Origin of the sequence: Kutzneria kofuensis, from assembly GCF_014203355.1 — a bacterium.
GTDB classification, from domain to species: Bacteria; Actinomycetota; Actinomycetes; order Mycobacteriales; family Pseudonocardiaceae; genus Kutzneria; species Kutzneria kofuensis.
Map to the genome: position 1 here is coordinate 6,118,775 of NZ_JACHIR010000001.1, position 25,348 is coordinate 6,144,122.

Annotated in this window: 20 protein-coding genes; 12 read left to right on the forward strand and 8 right to left on the reverse strand. The window is 69.5% G+C overall.

Going from position 1 to position 25,348, the window contains the following annotated elements; translation table 11 throughout:
- The first annotated feature begins 153 nt into the window (after nucleotides 1-153).
- Nucleotides 154-591 carry a hypothetical protein gene (locus BJ998_RS28330; protein ID WP_184866413.1) on the forward strand — a complete coding sequence of 146 codons (438 nt, stop codon included), beginning with the start codon at nucleotides 154-156 and terminating at the stop codon, nucleotides 589-591.
- 91 nt (nucleotides 592-682) lie between these two features.
- On the forward strand, nucleotides 683-1,045 hold the full coding sequence (locus BJ998_RS28335) for a hypothetical protein (RefSeq protein WP_184866414.1): 363 nt from the start codon (nucleotides 683-685) through the stop codon (nucleotides 1,043-1,045).
- 1 nt (nucleotide 1,046) lies between these two features.
- Here BJ998_RS28335 and BJ998_RS28340 read toward each other — a convergent pair whose 3' ends face one another.
- The gene (locus tag BJ998_RS28340) at nucleotides 1,047-1,628 is read right to left on the reverse strand and encodes a TetR/AcrR family transcriptional regulator (RefSeq protein WP_312890375.1); all 582 of its coding nucleotides are present in this window, start codon (nucleotides 1,626-1,628) and stop codon (nucleotides 1,047-1,049) included.
- Between the two features lie 143 nt (nucleotides 1,629-1,771).
- Here BJ998_RS28340 and BJ998_RS28345 point away from each other — a divergent pair, with 143 nt between their 5' ends.
- A complete protein-coding gene (locus tag BJ998_RS28345) occupies nucleotides 1,772-2,854 on the forward strand; it encodes a nucleotide disphospho-sugar-binding domain-containing protein (protein WP_221338147.1) in 1,083 nt (360 codons plus the stop codon).
- A gap of 130 nt (nucleotides 2,855-2,984) precedes the next feature.
- Nucleotides 2,985-3,962: a cytochrome P450 family protein gene (locus BJ998_RS28350; protein ID WP_184866416.1), complete on the forward strand. Its 978-nt coding sequence runs from the start codon at nucleotides 2,985-2,987 to the stop codon at nucleotides 3,960-3,962.
- On the opposite strand, the gene BJ998_RS28355 is transcribed toward BJ998_RS28350, so the two are convergent.
- Nucleotides 3,955-4,809 (reverse strand): NmrA family NAD(P)-binding protein, encoded by an 855-nt coding sequence (locus BJ998_RS28355; RefSeq protein WP_184866417.1) that lies wholly within the window; start codon nucleotides 4,807-4,809, stop codon nucleotides 3,955-3,957. The genes BJ998_RS28350 and BJ998_RS28355 overlap by 8 nt on opposite strands.
- 526 nt (nucleotides 4,810-5,335) lie before the next feature.
- Here BJ998_RS28355 and BJ998_RS28360 point away from each other — a divergent pair.
- Complete coding sequence (locus BJ998_RS28360) at nucleotides 5,336-6,481, forward strand: HNH endonuclease (protein WP_184866418.1); 1,146 nt, start codon at nucleotides 5,336-5,338, stop codon at nucleotides 6,479-6,481.
- A gap of 288 nt (nucleotides 6,482-6,769) precedes the next feature.
- On the opposite strand, the gene BJ998_RS28365 is transcribed toward BJ998_RS28360, so the two are convergent.
- Nucleotides 6,770-7,396: a TetR/AcrR family transcriptional regulator C-terminal domain-containing protein gene (locus BJ998_RS28365; RefSeq protein ID WP_184866419.1), complete on the reverse strand. Its 627-nt coding sequence runs from the start codon at nucleotides 7,394-7,396 to the stop codon at nucleotides 6,770-6,772.
- A 58-nt stretch (nucleotides 7,397-7,454) separates the two neighbouring features.
- Here BJ998_RS28365 and BJ998_RS28370 point away from each other — a divergent pair, with 58 nt between their 5' ends.
- From BJ998_RS28370 to BJ998_RS28390, 5 genes are all read left to right on the forward strand, one after another.
- Nucleotides 7,455-7,880: an ester cyclase gene (locus BJ998_RS28370; protein ID WP_184866420.1), complete on the forward strand. Its 426-nt coding sequence runs from the start codon at nucleotides 7,455-7,457 to the stop codon at nucleotides 7,878-7,880.
- 204 nt (nucleotides 7,881-8,084) lie between these two features.
- Nucleotides 8,085-8,561: a MarR family winged helix-turn-helix transcriptional regulator gene (locus BJ998_RS28375; RefSeq protein ID WP_184866421.1), complete on the forward strand. Its 477-nt coding sequence runs from the start codon at nucleotides 8,085-8,087 to the stop codon at nucleotides 8,559-8,561.
- A 19-nt stretch (nucleotides 8,562-8,580) separates the two neighbouring features.
- The gene (locus BJ998_RS28380; protein ID WP_184866422.1) at nucleotides 8,581-9,336 is read left to right on the forward strand and encodes an SGNH/GDSL hydrolase family protein; all 756 of its coding nucleotides are present in this window, start codon (nucleotides 8,581-8,583) and stop codon (nucleotides 9,334-9,336) included.
- A gap of 185 nt (nucleotides 9,337-9,521) precedes the next feature.
- Nucleotides 9,522-10,778, forward strand: a complete 1,257-nt coding sequence (locus BJ998_RS28385; RefSeq protein ID WP_312890376.1) for an MFS transporter — start codon at nucleotides 9,522-9,524, stop codon at nucleotides 10,776-10,778.
- Between the two features lie 103 nt (nucleotides 10,779-10,881).
- Nucleotides 10,882-14,619, forward strand: coding sequence for a S8 family serine peptidase (locus BJ998_RS28390; protein WP_184866423.1), 3,738 nt, complete (start codon nucleotides 10,882-10,884; stop codon nucleotides 14,617-14,619).
- Between the two features lie 52 nt (nucleotides 14,620-14,671).
- Here BJ998_RS28390 and BJ998_RS28395 read toward each other — a convergent pair whose 3' ends face one another.
- The 3 genes from BJ998_RS28395 to BJ998_RS28405 all read right to left on the reverse strand — a co-directional run bounded on the left by BJ998_RS28395 (nucleotide 14,672) and on the right by BJ998_RS28405 (nucleotide 19,671).
- Nucleotides 14,672-16,582: a glycosyl hydrolase family 18 protein gene (locus BJ998_RS28395; protein ID WP_184866424.1), complete on the reverse strand. Its 1,911-nt coding sequence runs from the start codon at nucleotides 16,580-16,582 to the stop codon at nucleotides 14,672-14,674.
- 97 nt (nucleotides 16,583-16,679) lie between these two features.
- A complete protein-coding gene (locus tag BJ998_RS28400; protein ID WP_221338148.1) occupies nucleotides 16,680-18,122 on the reverse strand; it encodes a chitinase in 1,443 nt (480 codons plus the stop codon).
- Between the two features lie 205 nt (nucleotides 18,123-18,327).
- Nucleotides 18,328-19,671 carry a glycoside hydrolase family 27 protein gene (locus BJ998_RS28405; protein WP_221338149.1) on the reverse strand — a complete coding sequence of 448 codons (1,344 nt, stop codon included), beginning with the start codon at nucleotides 19,669-19,671 and terminating at the stop codon, nucleotides 18,328-18,330.
- Nucleotides 19,672-19,935: 264 nt separating this feature from the next.
- Between BJ998_RS28405 and BJ998_RS28410 the strand changes: the two genes are divergently transcribed.
- Complete coding sequence (locus BJ998_RS28410; RefSeq protein WP_184869000.1) at nucleotides 19,936-20,508, forward strand: cadmium resistance transporter; 573 nt, start codon at nucleotides 19,936-19,938, stop codon at nucleotides 20,506-20,508.
- Between the two features lie 18 nt (nucleotides 20,509-20,526).
- On the opposite strand, the gene BJ998_RS28415 is transcribed toward BJ998_RS28410, so the two are convergent.
- Both BJ998_RS28415 and BJ998_RS28420 read right to left on the reverse strand, forming a co-directional pair.
- Nucleotides 20,527-21,411, reverse strand: coding sequence for a phosphotransferase family protein (locus BJ998_RS28415; RefSeq protein ID WP_184866426.1), 885 nt, complete (start codon nucleotides 21,409-21,411; stop codon nucleotides 20,527-20,529).
- Between the two features lie 98 nt (nucleotides 21,412-21,509).
- The gene (locus BJ998_RS28420; RefSeq protein ID WP_184866427.1) at nucleotides 21,510-22,730 is read right to left on the reverse strand and encodes a glycosyl hydrolase family 8; all 1,221 of its coding nucleotides are present in this window, start codon (nucleotides 22,728-22,730) and stop codon (nucleotides 21,510-21,512) included.
- Nucleotides 22,731-22,931: 201 nt separating this feature from the next.
- Between BJ998_RS28420 and BJ998_RS28425 the strand changes: the two genes are divergently transcribed.
- Complete coding sequence (locus tag BJ998_RS28425) at nucleotides 22,932-25,346, forward strand: alkaline phosphatase family protein (protein ID WP_184866428.1); 2,415 nt, start codon at nucleotides 22,932-22,934, stop codon at nucleotides 25,344-25,346.
- The last annotated feature ends 2 nt before the right edge of the window (nucleotides 25,347-25,348 follow it).

The following is a 25,348-nucleotide window of genomic DNA, read 5'->3' on the forward strand; positions in this document are numbered from 1 at the left end:
ACGCCAGGCCGCAGGTCTCCCAGGCGATCGGCCGCGGCACGGTGGCCGACGCGCTGCGCTACGAGCTGCACAACGGCGTCCAGGTCAACAACAAGTGGCACTACCAGAAGGCGGCCGACCAGTTCAACCGCCTGGCCCAAGTGGCTGGAGGACGTGCGCACCAACAAGGAGATCGCCGACGAGGCGGACATCAACGTGGCCAAGGCCGAAGCCGAGGACCTGGGGGACGCGCTGAACACGGGCGACCGGTCCGGCGCCGTGATCAACGAGATCAGGGCCAAGGACTCCAGCGGCAACCACGACTTCCGCAACGCGATCGAGAACTCCTACGGGCTGACCGGCGTCAACGACAGCGTCAAGAAGATCACCGGCGCCGACTTCGACTACCCCGAGCACGGCCGGCCGCGACTGAAGGCCGCGCCCAAGTTCGTCGCCCGCGGCGTCGGCGCGCTCAACGTGCTCTCGTTCGGTTCGGACGTCGTCAACCAGGGCTGGAAGGAAGCCACGTTCAACCTGGTGGACCCGACCGGCGTCGGCCATCAGTACCTGGAGATGCTGCAGCAGTGCGACAACGGCGGGTGCATCGCGTGATCCGCGCCTACGATGCCGGCGTGGCACGCGACGGAGGAACCGGATCACCGATGCCGATGCAGTGGAGCCTCGGCGTGCTCGGCGACCTGATGTGGCTCGGCTGCCGGAAACGCGGCAGCACCTGGCCAGGCTGATCGTCGACGAGGTCGAGGCCGCGCTGGCCAACGGCCGCGAGCTGCGGCCGCCGCTCATGGGCGAGGTGGTGCCGGATGCCCTGTGGTTCCCGGCGCTGGAGCCGACCCTGGAGCGGTATCCGGCCGACCGCGAGCGACTCTCCGCGCAGCTGCAGGTGGTGTTCGAGGCGTACCAGGCCGACGGTCCCGCCCGGGACTCGATCCGGTACGCGCTGGAGAACTACGTCTTCGAGTACCTCGTCGAGCCGGGCTACCGGGAGATCGTGGCCGAGGTGCACCCGCTGCTGTCCACTGTGGTGGATCGGGTGATGCCGGGCTGACTCAGGCCCGGATCAGCGGGACCAGCACCTCGTCGACGATCTCGGTGATGACGTCGTCGTCGAGCGGCGCGCCGTTGGTGAGGAAGTGGTCGCGCATCAGGGCGGGGCCGACGGCGGCGACGCGGAGGGTGAGCGCGCCGGGGCGCGCCTCGCCGCGGGCGGCGGCGCGCCGGATGAGGTCGAGCATGAGCTGGTTGCGGCGTTCGACGAAGCGCTCCCGGTGCCGGAGCATCGTCTCGCGGTCGGCGTCCATCTCGGCCATCACGCCCCGTACGGCCACGCCCACCGGGCTGTTCAGGGCGTCGGCCATGGCCCGCAGCGCGGCGAGCAGGTCGCCGCGCAGCTCGCCGGTGTCGGGCAGCTCGCCGGCGGTGGGGAAGACGTTCAGGACGGCATCCATCATCAGCTCGGCGCGGCCGGGCCAGCGCCGGTACAGCGACGCCTTGCTGGTGCGGGCCCGTTCGGCCACCCGCTCCATGGTCAGCCGCGCGTAGCCGACCTCCACCAGCTCGTCCAGGGCCGCCGCGAAGATGGCCTGGTTGAGCTCGTCGCCGCGCCGTCGCGGCCCCTTCCGGTGATCCACGCCACCCGCCCGTTCGATTAGAGTCCGTTGCGTTCTCTAACGCCCGGGACTACCGTCAGGATAGAAAACGTTTCGTTCTCTATGGGGGAGTCCTCGTGCGTGTTCTCGTAGTTTCGGCCCCCGGTGTGGGGCATGTCTTCCCGATGGTCCCTTTGACCTGGGCGTTGCGCGCGGCCGGACACGACGTCCTCGTCGCCACGTCGAGTGACGCGCTGGTCGTGGCCGACGCCGGCCTGCCGGTGGTCGACGCGCTGCCCGGGTTGGACATCCGGGAGCGGTTCCTCAAGATGCGGGAGGAGCACCCGGAGCAGTTCGCGGAGTTCGCCGCCCGCCGCGTCACCGACGTCCGCGAGATGGGGGAGTTCCTGCCGACCCTGACCCGCCCGCTGCTGCCGGGCACCATGGCCGTCGCCGAGCGGTTCCGGCCGGACGTCGTCGTGCAGGGTGTGCTGGGCGGTTCCGGCCTGATCGTCGCCGGCAAGCTGGGCGTGCCGTGGGTCGGCCACGGCTTCGGCTTCGTGCGCAGCGAAGGCGTGGTTGAGGCGTTCCGCGAGCACATGGCCGCGGAGTTCGAGCAGCACGGCGCCGAGCTGCCGGAGCGCCGCGCCTACGTCGACGTCGCCCCGCCCAGCATGCTCGCCGGCGAGCCGGAGGGCTGGTCGATGCGGTACGTGCCGTACAACGGCGGCGGCGTCGAACCGTCCTGGCTGGCCGAGACCGGCGACCGGCCGCGGGTCGCGGTCACGCTCGGCACCGTCGCGCCGAAGATGAACGGCCTCGGCCCGGTCGAGCGGATCATCGCCGCGGCGCCCGACGTCGACGCCGAGTTCGTCCTCGCCCTCGGCGACCAGGTCGACCTCGACGGCCTCGGGACGCTGCCGCCGAACGTCCGGGCGGCCGGCTGGGTGCCGCTGAACTCGTTGCTGGCCACCAGTTCCCTGCTGATCCACCACGGCGGCGCGGGCACCGCGATGACACCGCTGGCGCTGGGCGTGCCGCAGCTGGTCGCGCCCAGCGGCGCCGACCGGTACATCAACGCCGCCGCCGTCCACAGCCGTGGCGTCGGCCTGCAGGTCGAGGAGGAGGAACTGGACGCGCGGGTGATCAACCAGCTGCTCGACGAGGAGAAGTACCGCGTCACGGCGGCCGAGGTCGCCGCCGAGATCGCGGCCATGCCGTCACCGGCCGAGGTGGCCGCGCGGCTGGTCGATTTCGTTCGGGGGTGAACCGATCGGCCCCGGCGCTCGTGTCACCGTCACTTGACGCGAACGGCACGGGGGTGGGCAGGACATGTGCGAGCGGCCGACACTCGAGCGACCACGGGTCGTCCCGACGATCACTCCCGGCGGTGCGAAGGTGTGGCTGGTCACCGGATATCAGGACGTGCGAGCCGGGCTTTCCGACCCGCGGCTGAGCCGGGACACCCGCGCGGCCGGGCACGTGATCGACGGCGACATCGACGGCCAGGCGTTGCGGGGCCTGCCGATGGGCGTAGCGGAACCGTTGTTGCGCACGGAAAACGCCGCCCGGCTGCGGCGGCTGGCCGCCACGGTGTTCACCGCCGAGCGGGTGGAGCCGCTGCGGCCGCGGATCGCCGGGCTGGCGGCGGAACTGCTGGCGCCGCTGCGCAACCAGCGGTCGGTCGACCTGGTCGCCGAGGTCGCCCGGCCGCTGCCGGTGCTGCTGACGTGCGGACTGCTCGGATTGCCGATGGAGGACAAGACCCGTTCGTGGACCGAGGTTTTGCTCGCCGTCCACGAACGGGCCGGTTCCTCGCTGCGGAGCCACCTCCGGGCGGTCGCCGACAGCGACCTCGTCGAGGCGTTGGCGGCGGTCGAGGCGACCGACGACGAGCTGCTGAACCTGCTGGCGATGCTGGTCGTCGGCGGCGTCGAGATCGCCGGCGGTTTCGTCGCCAACGCGATGTCGGCGCTGTTGGAGAATCCGCGCCGGGTGGCGCTGGTCCGCACCGAGCCGGCGCTGCTGCCGGACCTGGTCGCGGATCTGGTCAGCGGCAGCGATCCGTTGCACGTGGGCACTTTCCGGTACACCACCGAGTCGGTTCGATTAGGTGACACGGTGATTCCGGCCGGCGAGGTCGTGATGCTCGCCGGAACCGACTGTCCGTCCGATCGGCGCGAAGTCGGCACGGTCGGGCACGGCGTGCAGTACCGGATCGGGGCACTGCTCGGCCGGGTGTTGGCAGAAACGGTGCTGGAGCTGCTGGTCGCGGAGTTCCCGACGGTGCGGCTCGCGGTGCCGGCGGAACAGGTGCCGTGGCAGTTCACCCAGCTCAGCCGGGCGGTCGAGAGCCTGCCGGTCGAGGTCAGCTGAGGGTCTTGGCCGCCCAGTCGGCGAACGAGTGCCAGCCGACCTCGGGGTAGTCGGTCCGCAGCCGCGTGATGTCGACGTCCATGCCGACACGCTCGAAGTAGTCGAACATTGCCGCCAGGTCGGTGGAGTACTGCGCGACATCCTTGACGCTTGCCGAGTCGTACTCGATGGCACGGCCGAGAACCGCCCCGAGCGTGCGGGCCATCTCCTTGCCGGTCCGCTCATCCGAGGCGATGTCGACCCGTTGCTTGAGGAACTCCTTGCGGCGCCCGATGACCAGCGCCGCGAACGCCCCGATGTCCGCCGCCGCGATGAGTTTGAGCGGGGTGCCCGGCGACAGCGGCAGCGAGTACTTGCCCTGCCGCAGCGACCGGCTCGCCCAGCCGCCGGCGACGTTGTCCATGAACGCCGCCGGGGCGATGACCGTCCAGGCGTCGGTGGCGTCGGCGAGATGCTTCTCCACGACCCACTTGCTGTCGAAGTGCGGGATTCCGGTGCCCCGGTCGGCGTTCGTCGCCGAGGTGAAGACGATGTGGCCGACGCCGGCGCGCACCGCCGCGTCGATCGCGTCCACGCCGTGCCGGATCTCGGTGTCGAGGTCCGTGCCGAACGGCGTCGTGACGAGGAAAACGGCGTCCGCGCCGGTGAAAGCCCGGTCCAGCGACGCCGGCTGGTCGAAGTCGGCCTCGACCACCTCGGCGCCGAGTTCGCGCAGGTCGTCGGCGGCGTCGGGTCGTCTGGTCAGCGCACGGACGCGGTGGCCGGCGGCGAGTAGGGCGCGGGCGGCCGCGCCGCCCTGGGTGCCGGTCGCGCCGGTGACCGCGACCGTCAACGGTGTGCGTTCCATGAGCAAAGTTTGACTGCGAAAAGGTATCGCGGTCAAGCCTTTTTGAGGCAAGGGTGTGGTGGGCGGGGTGGCATCCAGCCCCGCGTCGACGCGCCACCCCAACGCTGCGGCGTCCGGCCCGCGCTGGCGCATGGGCCCGATCTTGCGGCGCCCAGGCTGCAGCGTCCGGCCCGCACCAAAGCGCCGGCCTGCCTCTTGCTGCGCCCGGTCCGCGCCAAAGCGTCAGCCTGCCTTCGGTTCGACAGTCGGGGGTGCTGGGTGGGGGTGTGGATATTCGCGGTCGGGGTCGCGTGGATTTGGTGTGGAGCCTCTGGACGATGGCACTCAGGGCTGTTTAGGGGCAGGCAGAGCCCGCCCTGAGTCGCTGTCAATTGCATGCCATCGTCCACCTCCACACAAAATCCACGCTTCGCTCAGCGCTTCCCCGATCCCCCAGGGCGCACAGCGCCGGGAGTCGGCGATTATGCATGAAACAATCACCCGTTAGTGATTCGAGTTCGATCTTCGCCGAGCGTATTCTAGACACATGGAAGAACTCACCCTCGACATGGAGAACCAGGAGCCCTGCGGGGCCCTGCTCGACCTGTTGGTGAGGGTGGACATTCCCGGCCTCTCCGATCAGGAGAAGGTCACCGCCTACATTCTGGCCGGCAAGATCGCCGCATTCGGCCACGCCATCCAGCTGGAGGTCCTCCACCACGTCGACGACCTCACCGAACTGGCCATGGCCGGCCACGAACCCGAGCGGGCGTTGGGACAACGCAAGGAATTCAGCCGGGTGGTCGAGACACTGCCCCGCCTGTTCGCCCAGCTGCGGCGCGGGGAAATCGACGAGCGGCGGCTGGAGGTCGTGGATGAGCGGGTGGCTCACCTGCCCACCCAGGCCCTGGTCACCCAGGTCGAGGACTCCCTGGTCGAGGTCGCTGCGGGGTTGAACCGCAGCCAACTCGCCCGGCAGACGACGAAGTTGGTCGCGCTGGCCGATCCCGACGGTAGCGACCAGCGCTGTCAGCGCGCCAAAGCCGAGCGGCGGGTTGAGTTCACGCCGCTGCCGGATGGCATGGCCCAGCTCAAGGCGGTGCTGCCCGCTGTGGAGGCCCGCGTGGTCTACGACCTGCTCAACGCTGATGTCGCTGAGCTGCCCCAAGATGACCGGACTACTGATCAGAAGCGGGCCGATGCCTTCCTCGACCGTTTCCTCGCCAACACCAAGGACCGCCAGGTCCAGGTCCATGTGACGATCCCCGTCGAGACCCTCATCGGCCTGACCAAAGAGCCCGGCCTGCTGGACGGCTACGGCCCCATCCCCGCCGAACTCGCCTGCGAACTGGCCATGCAAGGCCCCTGGCGCGGGATCCTGCTCGACGAGTACCGGCACGCGGTGGCCATGAGCACCGCCAAGTACCGCCCCACCGCCCCCATGCGGGAAATGGTCAAGATCCACGACGGCGGCACCTGCACCGCCCCCGGCTGCACCAGCCCCATCCGCGAACTCGACCACGTCATCCCCTGGCCCAAGGGCAAAACCAAGGCCACCCAACTCAAGGGCCTGTGTTCCTGGCACCACCACCGCAAACACGACAACTACACGGTGACCCTGGATTCCGACGGCACCACCCGCTGGACCACACCCCAGGGCCGGGTCCATACCACCCGACCCCACCAATACTGACCCGCCCCCGCCCCCCATTCTTTGACAACTCCACAGCGAAGGATAAACCGCCAACCCGCCACCCTCACCCCATACTTGGGTCGATTTTGTGTGGAGGTGGACGATGGCATACAATTGACAGCGACTCAGGGCAGGCTCTGCCTGCCCCTAAACAGCCCTGAGTGCCATCGTCCAGAGGCTCCACACCAAATCGGCCCACCCGACACAAGAAATCCCGCCGGCACACAGTGGAAGAGACGACCCGCGAAACGAACCGTCTCTCCCGATGCAACGTCGGCAGTCTGCCGACTACCCCTCCACCCCGTCACCCCGCAGCGTCTCCAATCCAGCCAGCAGTGCCTCCACCGCAAACCTGAACCGCGCGGCGTCATCGGTCCCGCGGCCGCTCCGGAGAGCCTCGGCCAGCAGCGGGAACTCGCTCAGGTCCGGCAGTTGTGAGCCCTCGCCGATGGCGACTTCGCTGGTGGCGTGCCCGATGACGAAGACGGAGAGGGCGTTCACCGCGTCCAGCGCGCGGCCGAGGGGAAAGCCGGCGTCGACGAGCATGCGCACCCCGTCTTCGACGAAACACAACGTGTCGGGGGTGACGGCCGGGCGGGATGCGACGAGGGGGAGCACGTGCGGGTGCGAGAGAAGGGTCTCCCGCAACGAATGGGCGTAGGCGGAGAGCACGGATCGCCAGTCGCCGTCGAGAGCGGGCGGTTCGGAGCGGCGGAGCACAAGCTCGACGAGGCCGTCGAGCAGGGCGTCCTTGGTGGGGACGTAGTGGTAGAGGGTCATCGCCTCGACGTCCAGTTCCGCCCCGAGCTTGCGCATCGACAGGGCCTTGAGGCCGTCGCGGTCGACGAGCGCGAGCGCAGCGGCGAGCACCCGCTCCCGGGAGAGACCGACCTTGGTACCCGGCGTCCTTGACATTCTTACATTGTAAGGCAATGCTGGACCCGCAAACTTACGACGTAAGAAAGAGGGGGGCGTGCTCACCGAGAACAAGCAGGCGGTGGTGGGGTTCTTCGACGCGATCAACACGCGAAGACTGGACGCCCTGCCCGAGTACATGGCCGCCGACGTGATCGACCACAACAAGATCATTCACGGCGAGGCGGACGAGCCCGGGGCGGCGTTCGACGGGTTTCGGCAGCAGCTCGACGCGTTCGGCGAAGGGCGGATGGAGCCCGAGGAGCTGATCGCCGAGGGCGACCGGGTCGTCGCCCGGCTCACCGTGACGGGCGTGCACACCGGCAGCCACCCGCGCATGCCCGAGCCGACCAACCGGCCCTTCCGCGTCGAGCAGATCTGGATCTTCACCCTGCGCGACGGCAAGATCAGCGAGATCCGGGCGGTGAGCGACCGGCTCGGCATGTTCCTGCAGCTCGGCTGGGACTGGCCGACGGCGGACTGAGCTCAGGGCGTGGCGACCAACGCCACCGCCCGCAGCGTCGACGGGTCGGACTGCTCCGCCACCAGCAGTGTGGCGGCGCCAACGACACCACCGGAGTGCACACGCACCGGCCCCAACTCCCCAGACGAGTCCGACTCGTCAGAAATGCCACGCCCGTGACGTGCAACTGTTGACAGCGGAAGTGTTCTGCCGTCAACTCTTGCCATGGCGGATCAGGACCCCCTGCTGGCGTGGCTCTACCTGCAACAGGGCGTGAAGACGATCGAGGAGTCGCTCAGCGCCACCATGGAGGAGCACTGCGACTGCACGCTCAGCGAGCATTCGGCGCTCTACCGGTTGAAGACCGCCAAGGACCAGCGGCTGACCATGGCCGAGCTGTCGGAGCTGCTGTCGATCAGCCCGAGCGGCGTCACCCGCCTGGTCGACCGGCTGGTGCGTCGCGGCTGGGTGGAGCGCGTGCAGCCGCCGGGCAACCGGCGGACGGTGTGCGCGGTGCCCACCGAGGAGGGCCTGCGGGTGCTCCAGGGGCAGACGATGGTCGTCTACTGGCAGTCGGTGCACCAGCACTTCGAGTCCATCCTGGATGCCGACGACCTCGAGGCGGCCGCCCGGATCGGCCGCAAGATGCTGGAGGCGCACGGGCGTTGGGACGAGAAGCGATTCGCGCCCGGCTCACCGTGAGGCCGGTACCGTCCCAGCCATGAGACGGTATGTCGCGCTGGGCGACAGCCTGACCGAAGGCATCGGCGATCCCGCCGACGACGGTCGCCCGCGCGGCTGGGCCGACCGGTTCGCGCACGGCCTGGCCACCCGGCGTGGCGAGGTGGAGTACGCCAATCTCGCCATCCGCGGCCTGACCACCGCGCAGGTGCTGGCCACGCAGCTGCGGCCGGCCGTCGCGCTCGCACCGGATCTGGCCAGCGTCATCGTCGGCATGAACGATCTGCTACGGCCCCGGTTCGACGTCGGCGGCCTCCGTCGCGACCTGGGCACCCTCTACGGAGAGCTGGCGGCGACCGGCGCGGTGGTACTGACCGCGACGCTGCCGGAGCCGGGCATCGGCGTGCCGCTGCCGGCCCGGATGCGGGCCAGCTTCGTTCGCCGCGGCCGCCGCCTGAACGACGCGATCCGGCACGCCGCCGCCGAGAACGGCGTGCGCTGCCTCGACCTCGCGCGGCTGACGCCGATCGATCCGGCGATCTGGAGCGCCGACAAACTGCACCCCAGTGCGCACGGGCATCAGCTCATCGCCGACGAGTTTCTGGCGTTTCTGCACGGTCTTCCGTCGGCGGTGCACGGCCCGGCGCAAGGTGCCGCCTCCGTCGCCCGGCCCGTCGAGCAGATGCGGTGGGTGGCCAACCATGTCGGCCCGTGGCTGTGGCGGCGTCTGACCGGGCGCGCGGCCGGCGACGGTGTCACGGCCAAGCTGCCGGCGTACCAACTGCTGCGCGCCTGACGTCGGTCGCGCTGACCGTTCGGCTGTGCTGCGGCCGGAAAACGGCCCGTTCGGGTCGCCGGCCGTTTCCGGTCGTGCCCGAATCCGTAGAGAAGTCTGTGAGTTTCTGTCCGAATCGGCGCCTGCCCGCTAGTCTGTGCGCATCACGCATATTCGTGCGCATTGCGAACGAATCGGAGGACCTTGTGACTTCCACCGCTGTGCCTCACAACAAGGGCACCGGTCGCGGCTGGGTGCTACCGCTGTGCTGGTCGGCCGTCCTGCTGGACGGCTTCGACCTGGTCGTGCTCGGCACCGTGCTGCCGGTGCTGCTGCGCAACAAGGTGTGGGACCTGTCCCCGGGCGCGGCGACCTTCGTGTCCACCATCGGCCTGGTCGGCATGACGATCGGCGCGCTGGTGCTGGGCACCGTCACCGAGGTGCTCGGCCGCCGCCGGGCGCTGATCGTGTCGGTGACGGTGTTCTCCGCGTGCACGCTGCTGTGCGCGGTGGCGCCGTCGGCGTTCCTGTTCGGGCTGCTGCGGTTCGTCGCCGGCCTCGGCCTCGGTGGCTGCCTGCCCACGGCGATCACGCTGGTCAGCGAGCACTACGCCCGTTCCGGCCGCCCCGGTACGGCGACCACGACCGTGATGACGGGCTACCACGTCGGCGCGATGGCCACCGCCCTGCTGGGCATCGCGCTGATCGAACCGCTCGGCTGGCAGTCCATGTTCGTGGTCGGCGCGCTGCCGGCGCTTGTGCTGGTGCCGCTGATGATCAAGTACCTGCCCGACTCGACCACGCCGGTGGAGCACCGCCCCGGCTCGTCCATCAAGCAGGCGCTGGCGGTGCTGTTCCGCGGCCGCATGATCGGTGTGACGATCGCCTTCTGGGTCACGTCCTTCATGGGGCTGATCCTGGTGTACGGCCTGAACACCTGGCTGCCGGAGATCATGCGGCAGGCTGGCTACCCCCTCGGCGCCGCGCTCGGCCTGTTGCTGACGCTGAACTTCGGCGGCGTGGTCGGTCTGCTGGTGGCCGGCGTGGTGGCGGACCGGATCGGCATGAAGCCGGCGACGCTGGGCTGGTTCGTCGTCGCAGCCGTGCTCTTGGCGCTGCTGAGCATCAAGATGCCCGGATTCGCCTTGTACGTGGCGGTTTTCCTGTCCGGTTCGTTCGTGTTCAGCGCGCAGGTTCTGGTGTACGCCTACACGACCCGCGCCTATCCGGCCGAGGCGCGCGCCACCGGACTGGGCTGGACGGCAGGCATCGGACGTATCGGCGCGATCTGTGGACCGCTGCTCGGCGGCCTGCTGCTCACCGCCGGAATCGTGTACCCGTGGGGCTTTTACGCGTTTGCTGTGGTGGCGGCGCTGGCTGCGGTCGGCGTCGGGGCCCTCAACGCGGCCAGTCGGCTACCGGAGGAGACCGTCGGCTCCAACGCGGAGACATCCCACCAATAGTGAGTGCCATCACGTTGCTCCTTCACGGCCTGCCTGCGATGTTGCCGGGTGACCGCCGCCACGGTCACCCGGGCACACACGCAGGCCCCTCGAAGGGAGCACAATGCTGCGCGGTCTGGTCCTGGTCACGGCGGCGGTTTCGGCCCTTGCCCTGACTACCGCCGGTCCCTCTGCCGCCTCGGCGGCACCGCTGACCCCAACCCCCATAGGCACCTCCGCCCTCGGCGACCTGGTCGGCAGACCGACGCCGCCGCCGACCCGGCAGCCGGACTCGGTGCTCGTCGTCACCGACGGCACCGCGAAGTTCGGGGCCAATGCCAAGCCGGTGGACGGCGTGCCGAACACGACCGTGGTGCACGTCGACGGCGACGCCGAGAAGGCGGCGCAGGAACTGCGCAAGCAGCCGGGAGTTCGCTTCGCTGAGCCGAACCGTGCCGTCGGCGGCATGAGTTCCGGCTCGATGCCAGCGCCGAACTGGGCCGGCAGCCTGCCGGTCAAGGGCCCCGACAACTACGGCGTCACCTCGTCGCTGCAGAGCTTCCTCAACGCCAACGGCGTCGATGCCCTTGGCGCCTACGACACCCTGGGTTCCCGCTACGGCCAGCTGCCCGGCACGGGCGAGATCATCACCAACGTCAGCAGCGGCGACCTCACCGACCAGACCACCGTCGTCAAGGACGGCCAGCGGTACCTCGACATCCCGTCCATGCCGCTGATCCCGACCTACGTCTCCACCGGTGACGGGCTGGACCCGGTGGCCACCACCACCGGCCAGGACGCGCAACTGGCGGAGGTGCTGCTGGACTTCGCCGTGATGGCCCCGCTGCCGCACGACAAGCAACGCCCGGAGGCCGTGGGCAGCGGCTCGACCGACCTGCTCGGCATCGCGCCGGGAGCGCAGTACCGGCTGGTGGTGCCGAACCAGGTGAGCGCCGACGGCATCGCCGAGGCGCTGCTGGCGGCGGCCCGGCAGAACCCGCGCCCCGACGTGATCACCGCCAGCCTCGGCTTCGGCGTCGACCAGTACGGCTTCGCCGGCCGCTACCTTGAGGACGACCCGATCCTGCAGTCGGTGGTGTCCACGATCGTCCGTGACTACCACATCGTCGTCACCATCTCCTCCAACGACGGCACCCGGCTCTACACACCGGCGGCGGTCGGCCCCGACGGCGGCAGCACGCCGACCGACCTGGCTCGCAAGGCATCCGAGACCACGGACATCAACGACGACGCCTTTTCCACGACCCCGAGCAAGGTGCTCGACAGCGGCGCCATCGCCGTCGGTGGCACCACGCTGGACGACACGCTGTCGCAGCCGGGCTCGGCCAACGGGACGTTCGCGACCACCCGCACCAACGGCGCGACCAACTACTCGTCCGGCTTCGGCGAGCGGATCGATGTTTCCGCGCCCGGTGACGGCATTCCCGCCTTCATCCACACGGACAACGGCAGCCCGCAGGCGGTGACGCCGGTGTTCAACGGCGGCACGTCCGCCTCCGCACCGCAGGTCGCTGCCGCCGCGGCGGTTGTGTTGCAGGCGGCTCGCATCGCCGGCAAGAAGCTCGACCCGGTCGACGTCCGCAAGGTGCTGCAGAAGACCGGCCGTCCGGTGGCGACCCCACCGCAGGTCGACCGGAAGCTCGACGTGGGCAACCAGATCGACGTCACGGCGGCGGTGGAGTCCTTGCTGCCCAAGGCGTCGAAGACGACGATCCAGCGGATCTCCGTCGCGCACCGGGTCACCTTCGGCAACCTCGGCGGCAACTTCACCGAGGCCACCGACCCGAACCGGATCGACCTGCAGACCAACGGCACGGGCGAGGGCCTGGTCGGCCCGGTGACCATCGGCGCGGACGTCACCGGCGCGCCGGCCGGGCGCAAGCTCGACTACGTGGTCACCGTCAACGGCGAGCAGTTCCACGCCGACCGACCGGCCGTGCGGATCACGCCAACGCAGCTGCTGCAGGCCGCCGGCCTGCCGGTGATCGCCGCGACCGACCGGGCCGTGGATCTCACCTTCGAGGTGCGCGATGGCCACAAGGTGTTGGCATCGGCCAAGAAGACGCTGACCGTCGGCCCGACCGACGGCACGTACGCCGAGGCGACCGCCCCGATCGCGCCGGCCACGGTGAAGCTGGGCGCACCGGTCACCGTGCACTACGACCTGACCGGCGTCCGCAACCCCAAGTCGCCGCAGCTGGTGGTGTCCTCGGTCGGCCACTGGAATCCGCTGAGCGCGCCGATCTTCTCCGCCGCGTACAAGGTTCCGCTGACCGGCACGTCCGGCGACGTCACGATCCCCGCCAGCGCCTTCGACGGCGGTGGCGGCCTCTACGGCATCGGCATCGTGCAGGACTCGACCAGCATTCACCCTCTCTACGGCGAATTTGCGTCGGTCCGCGTTGATGGCGGCAGCGCCGACCACCGAGCCGCGGCCCCGACGTTCAACGACCAACTGCACAGCCTGACCGTCACCCGGGCGGCGCCGAACTTCACGGTCGACTACGACGTGCGCGGCGTTCCCGGCGCGACCGGCGCCGAGCTGGAGTTCTCCTCGCCCGCGCCGACGCTGTTCAACTCCTACAACACCGTCACCAACGCCAACGGCACGCGGCCGGACGACGACGGCATTGACGGGCCATCGGCGGCCGTCCAGAAACTGCCCAGCCGCAACGGAACCGCGCATCTCGACGCCACCAAGCTCGGCCTCGGGTTCTCGGACTCGTACAACGTGCGGGTGATCGCGCTCGGGCGCGACGGCAAGCCGGTCGGCCAGGCCGGCCCGACCTCGTTCCTCGAACTGGACGACGGCATCGCGCCGGACGACACCGCGGTCGTCGACTTCGCCATCCAGGGCACGGATTCCGTGGTCGTCACCGACGACGGCAACGGGCATCAGGCCGTTCGCCGCTACGACCCGAGCACCGGCGCCTACGGCGCGGTTCTGACCACCGGCAGCGGCTACCAGCTCGCCGGTGTCGATCCGTCGTCGCACCGGGCGGCCGTGCTGCACGGCGCGGCCGTCGAGATCTACGACGTCCCGGCGGCGAAACTCGTTGGCACCGTGGCACTCGGCGACTACACGCCGATCGGTGGCCGTGTCGACGGCGTCCGGCACCGGGCGGCGATCCTGGTGCACCACAAGGGTGACAATGCCGACGCCGTCGTGTCGGTCGACCTCGCCACCGCCACCGCCGGCCAGCCCATCGCCGCCGACAAGGGCGTGCCCGCCGGCACGTACTTCCTGATCGACGTCGATCAGAAGACGGGGCAGGTTTTCGTCGGCAAGGCCGGCGGCGGGCTGATCTGCTTCGCCGGCGGCGCCGGCCTGGTTGCCCGCGTCGACCTCGACACGGCGACCGTGACCGCCGCCGACCGGGCCGACGGCTGCGCAGGTTCGCTCGCCGTCGACGACGGCACGAACACCGCGTACCAGCTGTCGTACCGGTCGGTCAGCGTCAACATCAACGGCACCAGCAACCTGATCCCGGTCGCCGGCGACACTCTGGCTTCCGGCACGGGTATCGCCGTCCGGCAGCAGCCGTCGCTGACGCTTGCCGTCGACAGCGTGCACCACCTGGCGCTGGTCGCGTTCCAGACGCCGCCGGCGGTGCCGCAGTTCGGCGCGGTCGGCGGACTGATCTTCGACAACAACGCCACCAGCCAGGTGGCGGTCGTGGATCTGAGCACCGGCAAGACGGTGAACACGGTGCGGGGCATGAACTTCTCGCCGGGCCTCGTCGGCGCGGGCCCCGGTCGGGGCGTGCAGCTGGATCCGGCGACCCGGACCGGTTGGACGTTCTCCGGCGACATCCACCAGGTGCAGCAGTTCTCGTACTGAGAAACAGAAAGGGCCGGGCAGATCGCCCGGCCCTTTCCTTCACCCCGTTACCTCAGCAAGCTCCGTTGTCGGTCCACACGTTCTGGCTGTTGGCCCCGGGGACGTCGCCCTGGGTCCACCACTTCGCGGTCCACTTGTGGCCGTTGTAGGAGACCACCGCACCGCCGTTGTACGGAGTCGACGCGCTCCACGCGGCCGGGCAGGTGCCGCCGCCGGGCGGGTTGGTCGTCGTCGTGCCGCCGCCGCTGCACGGACCGTTGTCGGTCCACACGTTCTGGCTGTTGGCCCCGGGGACGTCGCCCTGGGTCCACCACTTGGCCGTCCACTGGTGACCGTTGTAGGACACGACCGCGCCGCCGTTGTACGGGGTCGAGGCGTTCCACGCTGCGGCCGTGCAGCCGCCGCCACCCGGGGGAGTGGTCGTGGTGGTGGTGGTCGTCGTGGTCGTCGTGGTGGTGGTCGTGCTGGTCGGCGGGCCCGCGCAGCCCGGCGTGCTGGCCGCCAGGCCGTTCACCACGGAGTTGAACAGCGTCGACGCCGGGTCGAGGTCGTAGAGCGAGAACATCATCGCGCCGGCCAGGCCGTTGCAGTGGATGTAGTCGGTCCGCGCCTTGATCGACTGCGGCGAGGAGCCGCCGTAGAAGTTGGTGCCGTCGTAGAACCAGGCCGACTGGGTGGTCGGGTCGAAGAAGGTGTCCGCCGGGTTGTCCACGATCCCGGACAGTTCCTTGTACATCGCCACACCCGGCACGTTGCCGCTGAGCGTCTTGCCGGCGGACGGGCCGCTCGCGCTCTGGTACAGGCCGTGGTTGGAGCCGGCCGGCACGCCCGTCCAGCCGCGGTAGTAGAACGGGATGCCCAGGGTCAGCTTGTTGGCCGGGAAGCCGCCCGGAATGCCGTAGGCGCTGGAACCCTTGGTGTAGGCCTTGATGATCGAGTCGGTGTTGTACTTCTCGGTGCCCGGCGGGATGGTGCCGGACGGGTCGCTCGGCGAGGGGTACAGCGGGTCCTGGAAGTTCGTCGGGCCCGTCGCGTCCCACGCGCCGTGCATGTCGTAGGTCATCGCGTCGGCGAAGTCCATGTACTGACCGATCTTGTCGGTCTGGATCTTCGCGATCTTGTCCTGGCCGCCGGGCAGGGCCGCGGACAGCGAGTAGTGCTTGCCCAGCCCGTCCAGCTGCGACCGGAACTCCGCCAGCAGCGCGGTGAAGTTCTGGGTGTCGCCTGCGCTGGTGTGGTTGCCCAGGTGACCGGCGGTCGACCCCGGGTACTCCCAGTCGATGTCGAAGCCGTCGAAGATGCCGGCCGCGCTGCCCGCGCCGCCGTAGCCGCCCTCCGAGGGCAGGTTGCCCTTGATGAACATGTCGATGCAGGAGCTGACGAACTTCTTGCGCGAGGAGTCGGTCGCCGCCGCGTCGGAGAAGTACTTCGAGTACGACCAGCCGCCCAGCGACAGCACGACCTTCAGGTTCGGGTGCCGCTTCTTCAGCTCCTGGAGCTGGTGGAAGTTGCCGACGATCGGCATGCCCCACGCGTCGGCCGTGCCGTCCACGCTGATGTCCGCGCCGAACGACTTCTGGTAGTCGGCGAACGCGTCGCCGGCGCCGTCACCGGCGTTGGGGTCGTTCTCGCCGCCCGGGTCCGGGTCGCTGGCCTTCGTCGCCTCGAAGCAGGTGAGGTTGGTGGGGTCGATGTTCTCGAAGTCGTAGATCAGGTAGTCGAGGTTGTTGGCGATCGCGTCGACGTTCTTCAGGTAGTACGCGTTCTGGTAGATCGACCACTGGTCGAAGTACGCCACGCGCAGGCCGCCGGAGGACGCCGCGGCGGTCGCCGCCGCCGGGGTCACCGCGATGGACTGGGGTTGCTGCTGCTGCGTCGCGCCCGCGCCGACAGCGGTGATGCTGCCGACCACGACGGTCGCGGCCGCCGCCGCGATCAGGGCCGTTCTCGCGGATAACTTCATCTGCAGGGGGCCTTCCGAGAGAGGGTGAAGAGCGGAAGTCGTTTGGTGCTCGCCGGCGGGCCGGGATCGGGGGCACCGACCCGCCGGCGAAAGCTACTCAGCAAGCTCCGTTGTCGGTCCACACGTTCTGGCTGTTGGCCCCGGGGACGTCGCCCTGGGTCCACCACTTCGCGGTCCACTTGTGGCCGTTGTAGGAGACCACCGCACCGCCGTTGTACGGCGTGGAGGCGCTCCACGCGGCCGGGCAGGTGCCGCCGCCGGGCGGGTTCGTGGTGGTGGTTCCGCCGCCACCACCCGTGCACGCGCCGTTGTCGGTCCACACGTTCTGGCTGTTGGCTCCCGGAATGTCGCCCTGGGTCCACCACTTCGCCGTCCACTGGTGGCCGTTGTACGAGACGACCGCGCCGCCGTTGTACGGGGTCGAGGCGTTCCACGCCGCCGCCGTGCAGCTACCGCCGCCGCCCGGAGTCGTCGTGGTGGTCGTGGTGGTGGGCGGCGGGGACTGCGGCGGGGTCGCGCCGGCGAACCGCGTGGTGAACTTCGTGAAGTCCCAGTCGTTCTGCGTGACGTTGCTGCAGATGGCGTTGTCGGCGTTGGAGCCGCACTGCCGGTCCCGGTTGACCGACCAGAACGTGAACCGGCCCAGGCCGTGGCTGGTCGCGTAGTCGTACACGGTCTGGAAGTCGGCCTGGTAGAAGAACTCGCCGTTGTCCGACCGGCCGTTCATGCCGGAGAAGCCCTCGTGCGAGTACGCCGTCGCGCTGTCCCAGCCCATGTGGCTCATCAACAGGCCGTGCAGCGCCTCCAGCGCCGACACCTGCGCCGAACCGCCGGCGAAGCCGCCGTCGAACGGCATGATGGAGAAGTTGTTGGGGGAGAAGCCCAGCGCCTTGGACTTGTCCAGCAGCTGGGTGCCGAACCAGCCGGTGCCGGCGGCCGTGCCCGGCATCGTCACCGAGACGAACAGGCCGGGGTTGTTGGCCTGCAACGTCTTGGCCGCGCCCAGCTCGTTGTTGACCGCCGCGTCGTTCTCGTACTCCGGCTCCTCGAGGTCGAAGTCGATGGCGTGCAGCGAGTACTTGTCGATCACCTGCTGGTAGGCCGCGGCGGTGGCCGCCACGGTGCCGCAGGTCTGGCCGAGCTTGGTGCCGCCGTAGCCGCCGACCGAGACCGAGACGTCGCCGCCGGCGGCGCGGATCCGGCTGATCACGCCGGCCACCGCGGTGTCGGAGGAGACCGCGTTCTTGCCGTCCCAGGTGGGACTGCAACCGCCGCCGTCGGGGGCGAGGATGAAGGCGAGCTGGAATGCCTTCTGCCCGGTCGCCGCCATCACGACGGTCGGGTCCGGCGGGTTGTTGCTGACCGGCATCAGGTACGGCGCCGAGGCGTACCAGTTGTTGGACAGGGCATTCGGGGCCAATGCGGCGGCGGAAGCGGCCGTCTGGACCTGAGCCGTGCTGGCGTTGGCGGCCACGGCCGCGGCGACGCCCGCCACGGCGACCGCCGCCAACGCAGTCGCGGCGAGTCTGGCTCGCTGCATATGTCCTCCTCGTCGAAGGCACTGCATGTCATCTTTCGCCGGGCCCGGTGTTCAGAAATGTGGACTAGACCATTGCGGGTGTCAAGGCTTTGGCCTAGACCACTGCCCGGACATTTACCCGGCTACTCCGTTCGGCCCCCGCCATTGGTCGCAAAACGCCGCGAGGCCCGCCATCGGCGGGCCTCGCGGGTTCGTCTCCGGACGGTCAGGGCCACACGGTCAGCAGCCGTGACGCGTGCGGCGCGAGGGTGGCGGAGAAGTTGTCGCGCACGACGCCAAGATTCTTGTGCGCCCAGAGATCGCGGACGAACGCGCTGTGCCGATGGGGTGCTAGATCGGTCCAGTTCGCCGTGACCGTCGCCGGCGCGTCACCGAGGTTGAACAGCGCCACGGTGTAGCTGCCGTTGTGGTTGTCGCTCACCCAGACCTGCTGCTTGGTCGCCTGCGACAGCGGGTGCGCCGCGTGTCCGGCCTGGTCGACCGCGAGCACCTCGTCATTGGTGATCATCTTGACGTCCTCGGGCACCAGCTTCGTCAGGTCGGTGCCCAGCAGCAGCGGCGAGGCCTCGATCGCCCACAGCGTCATCACCGACTGCTTCTCGTCCGGGGTGAGGCCGTCCGGCGCGCCGTTGCCGATCTCCAGCGAGTCGAGGTCGTTCCAGTGGCCCGGGCCGGCGAACGGCACCCACTTCGGCGCGTCGTCGAAGCGGAGCGACGCGCGCACCGCCCAGTTCGTCAGGCCGACACAATGTGAGTAGCACTCGATATCGCCCTCGATGCGCCAGCCGTTGCTGTACTTCGCCCACACCGCGGCGTTGTCGAAGCTGAGCGAGTTCGACAGTTCCAGGTGGATCGGCCGCCGCGTGTTGTCCAGGGCCTTGCGCCACTGCTGCATGTCGACCCGGTTGTCCGTGGCGACGCGGCCGCCGCCCGGGCCGACGAAGTCCATCTTGATGTAGTCGACTCCCCATGACGCCAACAGATCCGCCTGCGACTGCACGTAGGCGGCCGCGCCCGGCTTGCTGAAGTCCAGCTTGCCGGCGCCGTCCGCGGCCGTGTTGCCCGGCAGCGTCGGGTCGAGGACGTCCTCTACGTGGTAGGGCGTGCCCTTGATCGGCGAGTTCGCGTCCACCGCCGCCTTCGGCACGCCCGGCACCATGTAGATGCCGAACTTCAGGCCCAGCTTGTGCACGTACTGCGCCACTGCCGCCATGCCGTTGGGGAACTTGGTGGTGTTCCACGTGCTGCGGCCGTACTCGTCCACGCCGGCCGTCCAGCCCGCGTCGATGTTGACGTACTTGTAGCCGTGGGCGGCGAGCTGGTCGTGCATGACCTTCGCCTGCGCCTCGATGATCGATTCGGAGATGTTGCCGCGCAACGAGCTCCAGCTGCTCCACCCCATCGGCGGGGTTCTGGCGATCGTCACCGGGTGGTGCCCCGGGGTGTTCCACGGTTCGTCGGGGGTCTGGGTCCGGGCGACCGCCTGGCCACCCGCCGCGAGCAGGGCGGCCGCGGTGAGCAGGGCCGCGCCGATCCGCCACCTGGTCATGCGTGCTCCTTCGTCGAAGGTGCCCGGCGGCGGACGGGTCATCGGGTGAATCCTCGTACCTCATCCGTGTTTCGGCAAGATGTACACGGTTACATCCGATGTTTTGCCTGGCTACGCTCGTTCAACCCGTGTGGGTTGCGGCGGTCACCAGGGCGGGCAGGCCCCGAAGCGCGCCTGCCCCACCCGTCTTCCTTACGATTCGGCACTGGTCTGTCGGAGGGGACGGTCGGAGTGGGGCTGGAGCTCGTCGGGCCGGCCGCGGGCATGTTCGCGGTGACCAACATCGACGACATGCTGGTGCTGGCGGTGTTCTTCGGCCACGCGGCGGGCAGCCGGTCCGCCGCGTTGCGGGTGGTCCTCGGCCAGTACCTCGGCTTCGGCGCGATCGTGGCCGTGTCCGTGCTGGGTGGACAGGGTGTCGGCCTGCTGCCCGAGCAGGTCATCCCCTACCTGGGGTTGGTGCCGCTGCTGTTGGGGCTGCGGGCCGCATGGACGGTCATCCGGGAACGCCGCGCCGGCGGCGAGGATGCGGTGGACACCCCGGCCGGCGACAAGGGCGCTGGCATCCTGCAAGTCGCCGCCGTGACCTTCGCCAACGGCGGCGACAACATCGGTGTCTACGTGCCGGTGTTCGCCGTGGCCGGCATCGGCGGCATGATCGGCTACGTCGTGGTGTTCCTGATCGGCGTCGCAGTGTGGTGCGCCATCGGCTGGTTTCTGGCCAGCCGCCCGGTCGTGGCCGGCGCGCTGTCCCGGTGGGGGCACCTGATCTTGCCGGTCGTGCTGGTCGGCGTCGGCCTGGTCATCCTCATCGGCGGCGGCGCGTTCGGCCTCTGAGCACCGGCCGACGGGTTTTCACGCGGCCAGAGCCGTCCGCAGCAGCAACTCGCTGGCGTTCAGCCAGACCGGGTTGGGCCAGCCGCCATGTCGGAACGCGAACCAGCCGAGGGTGCGCAGCACGTTGTGCGCCGAGTAGGCCCACAGCAGCTCGGGCTCCATGACCCGACGGAGGTGTCGGCGCAGCTCGGTGGAGGTGCGGGTCTGGTCGGTGCCGATGCGCAGGGCGAACCACAGCGTGACCAGGTCGGCGCGTCGGTCGCCGGGCCGCCAGCCGTCCCAGTCGATGACGCCGCTGAGCCCGCCGGCGTGGAACAGCATGTTGCCGAGGCCGTAGTCGCAGTGCACGACGTCGTCGGACGGCAGCCGGGACAGGTCGAGGCGGGCGGCGAGGGTCTCGATGCCGCGAACGAGGTCGGCGGCTCGTGGCGAATGCGCTACCAGGGCGCGCTTTCGTGGCGTCCAGTGGCCGGGGTCGGCGAGGTCGCGGTGGATCTGCTCGCCCCACGGCAGCGTGGTGCGCGGTGACGACAGCCCGCGGGCGGCGCCGGCATGCAGCTCGACGAGGTCGATGAGCCGTTCCAACTGGTCGACGTCCAGCTCGTCCGACGGCGACCCCGGCAGCTTCTCCTGCACGTAGAAGGCGATCTCGCCGAGCCGGTCGGCGGCGATCACCCGCGGCGCGGGATAGCGCAGCGTCCGCAGGCGAGAGGTCACCTCGGCCACCTCGTGCGGCCACGACCGCGGATGCCACGTCCACTTGACCACGTACCGGCCGCGCCCGGCGACGGTCGCCTCGACCGCCCCGTGCTCGCCGGACAGGGGTTTGACTCTGCTGAAGCCGAGACCGCACGCCTCGGCGATCACCGGCAGCGCGCGGTCGGCATCGGTGCCGCCTCTCATGGCCGCACAGTGTGGACGAAAATGCTGAATCGGTCCACCTTCCGGCTCGGGGAGCACCGGAAGGTGGACCGCAGCGTTGGATCGAAGGGGGCAGGGCTTCAGGACGCGGGCGTCCAGTAGTCGCCGGCCATCACGATGTAGACGAGCATCTTGATCGTCTCGCCGTAGTAGGTGTCGCCGAACGGGTTGGTGGCCAGGTACTTCCACAGCGAGTCGGTCCACGCCTGGTCGCCCGCGGCCATCGCGGCCACGCCCACCGGGTCGTTGGCGCACTCGCACTGGTCACCGGTGTTGGTCGGGGTGCCGTCCAGCTTGGTGTGCGGGTAGATCTTGGCCGGGTTGCCGCCGGCGTGGCTCTTGTAGCTGTTGGACTCCTTGGTGGCCACGGACTTGGCCACCGAGCTGCCGTAGACCAGCGCGTCGGTGCCCATGTGCCACGGCACGCGCACCGAGTTGTAGCCGACGATGTTGTCCGGCTGTGACTCCTGGTAGTCGGCGGGCGCCGGCTTGGGGCTGGTGGTGTTGGCGCTGACCACGAAGTCCGACAGCAGGTTCGCGGTCGGCGAGTACTTCGCGGTGAACTCCTGGATCACCGCCTCGGTGCGGGTGACCACCTTGTTCCAGTCGTGCGCGGTGTCGTAGGCGGCGAACGCGCGCAGGTGGTCGAGCATGAAGTCGGAGGGCCGGGTGTCGGTGCTCGGGCCGTCGTCCTCGCACTTGAGGTGGCCGTCCGAGGCGACGTCGGCCTTGTAGAGCTTGGCCAGCCAGTCCTTGGCCGCCGCCGTGTAGCCGCCCCACTGCTTGTCCGCCAGGATCAGGCCGTAGCCGACGTCGAGGTCACCGTCGGTGGCCGCGTCCGGGGTGCCGGAGTCCGCGTACTTGCAGCTGCTGCCGTCGATCTTCCACTCCATCATGCCCTTGCTGTCGGGGTGGTCCTGCACCACCTTCCACAGGCCGTCGAATTCCGCCTTGGCGTTCGTGTCGTAGCCGGCCATCAGCGGCACGATGTTCATGCCGTAGCCCTGGGCCTCGGACACGGTGCCCTTGTTGGGCGCGTCGCCGGTGGCGTAGACGAGGTAGCCGCCGCAGGCCGAGCGCAGGTACGCCTTCTTCCAGGAGTCGTACTGCTTCTTGACCGCCGCGTCCCGGTCGGCCGCGCTGGCCGAGGGCATGACGCCCGTCTTGTACGTGACGTGGGTGGGAAAGGGATGGCTCTCGCCGGCGGCTGCGGCGGGAGCGGCCGTGGAGACCAGCACGGACAGGGAAATCGTCGCGGCAGCGGCGGCCATCGCCACCAGCCGACCGGATCGATCGCGCATCGCTCGCTCCTGTTAGGAAAGTTTCTTAACTAAGCGGCGGCGTCAACCAGGGTGACGTCCGATCCTTGCGATGTCAAGGGAGGTCTAGACCTCTCAACGGAATCCGCCCCCGGGCGGGTTCACCCGAACGGACCGTGAACCGTTGCGGCGGTCGACGGCGTGGTGTCTGCTGAGCGCGTCATTCGGGAGGTCGGGAGCACCATGGCTGGGATCTCGCGTCGCCGCCTGCTCGAGTCGGCGGCCGGCGCCGCCGCACTCGCGGTGCTGCCGCCCAACCTGCGGCGGGCCCTCACAGTCACCCCGGCCAACCCCGCGACGCTGCGGGACATCAAGCACATTGTGGTCCTGATGCAGGAGAACCGGTCGTTCGACCACTACTTCGGCACCATGCCCGGCGTCCGCGGCTTCGACGACCCGAACGCGGTCACGCTGTCCACCGGCCGCTCGGTGTTCTACCAGCCCGACCCCAAGAACCCGGACGGCTACCTGCTGCCGTTCCACCTCGACACGCAGCGCACCAGCTCGCAGGCGATCCCGTCCACGAGTCACGCCTTCGCCGTGCAGCACTCGGCGGTCAACGGCGGCAAGATGGACAACTGGCTGCCCGCCCATCGCGCCGCCGACGGCGACGGCAACGGTCCGTACACGATGGGTTACTACACCGAGGACGACATCCCGTTCCAGTGGGCACTCGCGCGGAACTTCACGCTCTGCGACGCCTACTTCTGCTCGGTGCTCGGGCCGACCTGGCCCAACCGGCTCTACCACTGGACCGGCACCATCGACCCGGCCGGCCGGCACGGCGGCCCGATCACCAGCAACATCGTGCCGTCCCCGTACACGTGGACCACCTACCCGGAGCGACTGACCGCCGCCGGCGTCAGCTGGCACGTGTACCAGCAGGAGGACGACTACGGCTGCAACCCGCTGGAGTTCTTCAAGAACTACCAGGACGCCGGCCCGAATTCCCCGCTGCATCGACACGGTCTGGCCATCGGGCCGGCCGACCGCTTCGAGTACGACGCGATGAACGACCGGCTGCCGACCGTCTCGTGGATCATCCCGACCTCGCCGCAGTGCGAGCACCCCGACTACATCCCCGCCGCCGGCGCGGACTTCGTGGCCAGCAAGCTGGACGCGATCGCCGCGAACCCGGACGTGTGGGCGAAGACCGTGGTGATCCTCAACTACGACGAGAACGACGGCCTGTTCGATCACATGGTGCCGCCGTTGCCGCCCGCGGGCACTCCCGACGAGTTCGTCGACGGCTTGCCGATCGGCGCCGGCATCCGCGTGCCCTGCACCATCGTCTCGCCGTGGACACGCGGCGGCTTCGTCGCCACCGAGCCGTTCGACCACACCTCGGTGCTGCGCCTGATCGAGGTCATCACCGGCGTCCGCGAACCGAACATCACCGGCTGGCGGCGCAAGACCTTCGGCGACCTCACCTCCGCCCTCGGCCTCGGCGACAGCGCCCAGCCCCTGCCGCCGCTGCCGTCGACCAAGGCCCCGCTGTGGCAGGCCGAGCACAACGTCAAGCACCTGCCGCGGGCGAAGATTCCCGGCGCCGACCAGACGCCGCCGCACCAGGGCGGCCGCAGTCGGATCGACGAAACCGTCACCACCCATGCCCCCGACTTCCCGCACGGCGTGGCCGGCACCAGCTTCCCCGGCACGCAGCTGTTGGTACGCAACAAGGCCGCCGGCGAGGTCCCGCCCACCGCCAGACGCGCGTATGTGACCGGCATCGTCGCCTACACCGTCTCGGTCATCGACGCCGGCAGCGGCAAGTTGCTCTCCACCGTGCAGGGGCCGATCAACCCGTACGGCATCGCTGCCGCCTCGGACGGTCGGTACCTGTATGTCACGGAATCCGGCTCCGACAAGGTTTGTGTGATCAGCACCGACACCGGGGGGATCGTCGGCTCCATCGCCGTCGGCCTGTTCCCGCACGGCATCTGCGCCTCACCGGACGGCCGACGGCTCTACGTCGCCAACACCGGGCCCGACACCGGCCCCGGCGGTTCCAAGTCCGTGTCGGTCATCGACGCCAAGTCCCACTCCGTCGTCGGCGAGATCCCCGTCGGCCTTGCGCCGCAGGCGGTTTCCGTCAGCCCCGACAGCTCCACCGTGTACGTCTCGTGCCAGGACGGCTTGTGGGTCGTCGACGCCGCCAGCCGCAAGATCAAGGCCTCGCTGCCCGGTCTGGCCAAGGCCCACGGCATCACCGCCTGCCCCGGCGGGCGGCATGTCTACGTCGCCAACACCTGGCAGGACGCCGTTTCCATTGTGGACGTCGGCAGTCATGCCGTGAAGGCCACCGTCCCCGTCGGCCGGTCCCCGTGGAACATCGCCTTCCGCCCCGACGGCGCGGTCGCCTACGTCACCAATGCCAACTCCGACACCGTGTCCGTCATCGACACCGGCAAGCGGGCCGTCACCGCCACCGTCCGGGTAGGACACATCCCCACCGGCATCACCGCCACCCACGACCAGATCTGGGTCACCAACAACGCGTCCAGCACCGTCAGCAAGATCGACGCGGAGACCTTGAAGGTGGTTGCCACGACCTCGCTCGGCCTGAGCACCGTGCCCGCCGGGGTTGTCCTGGTCTGAGA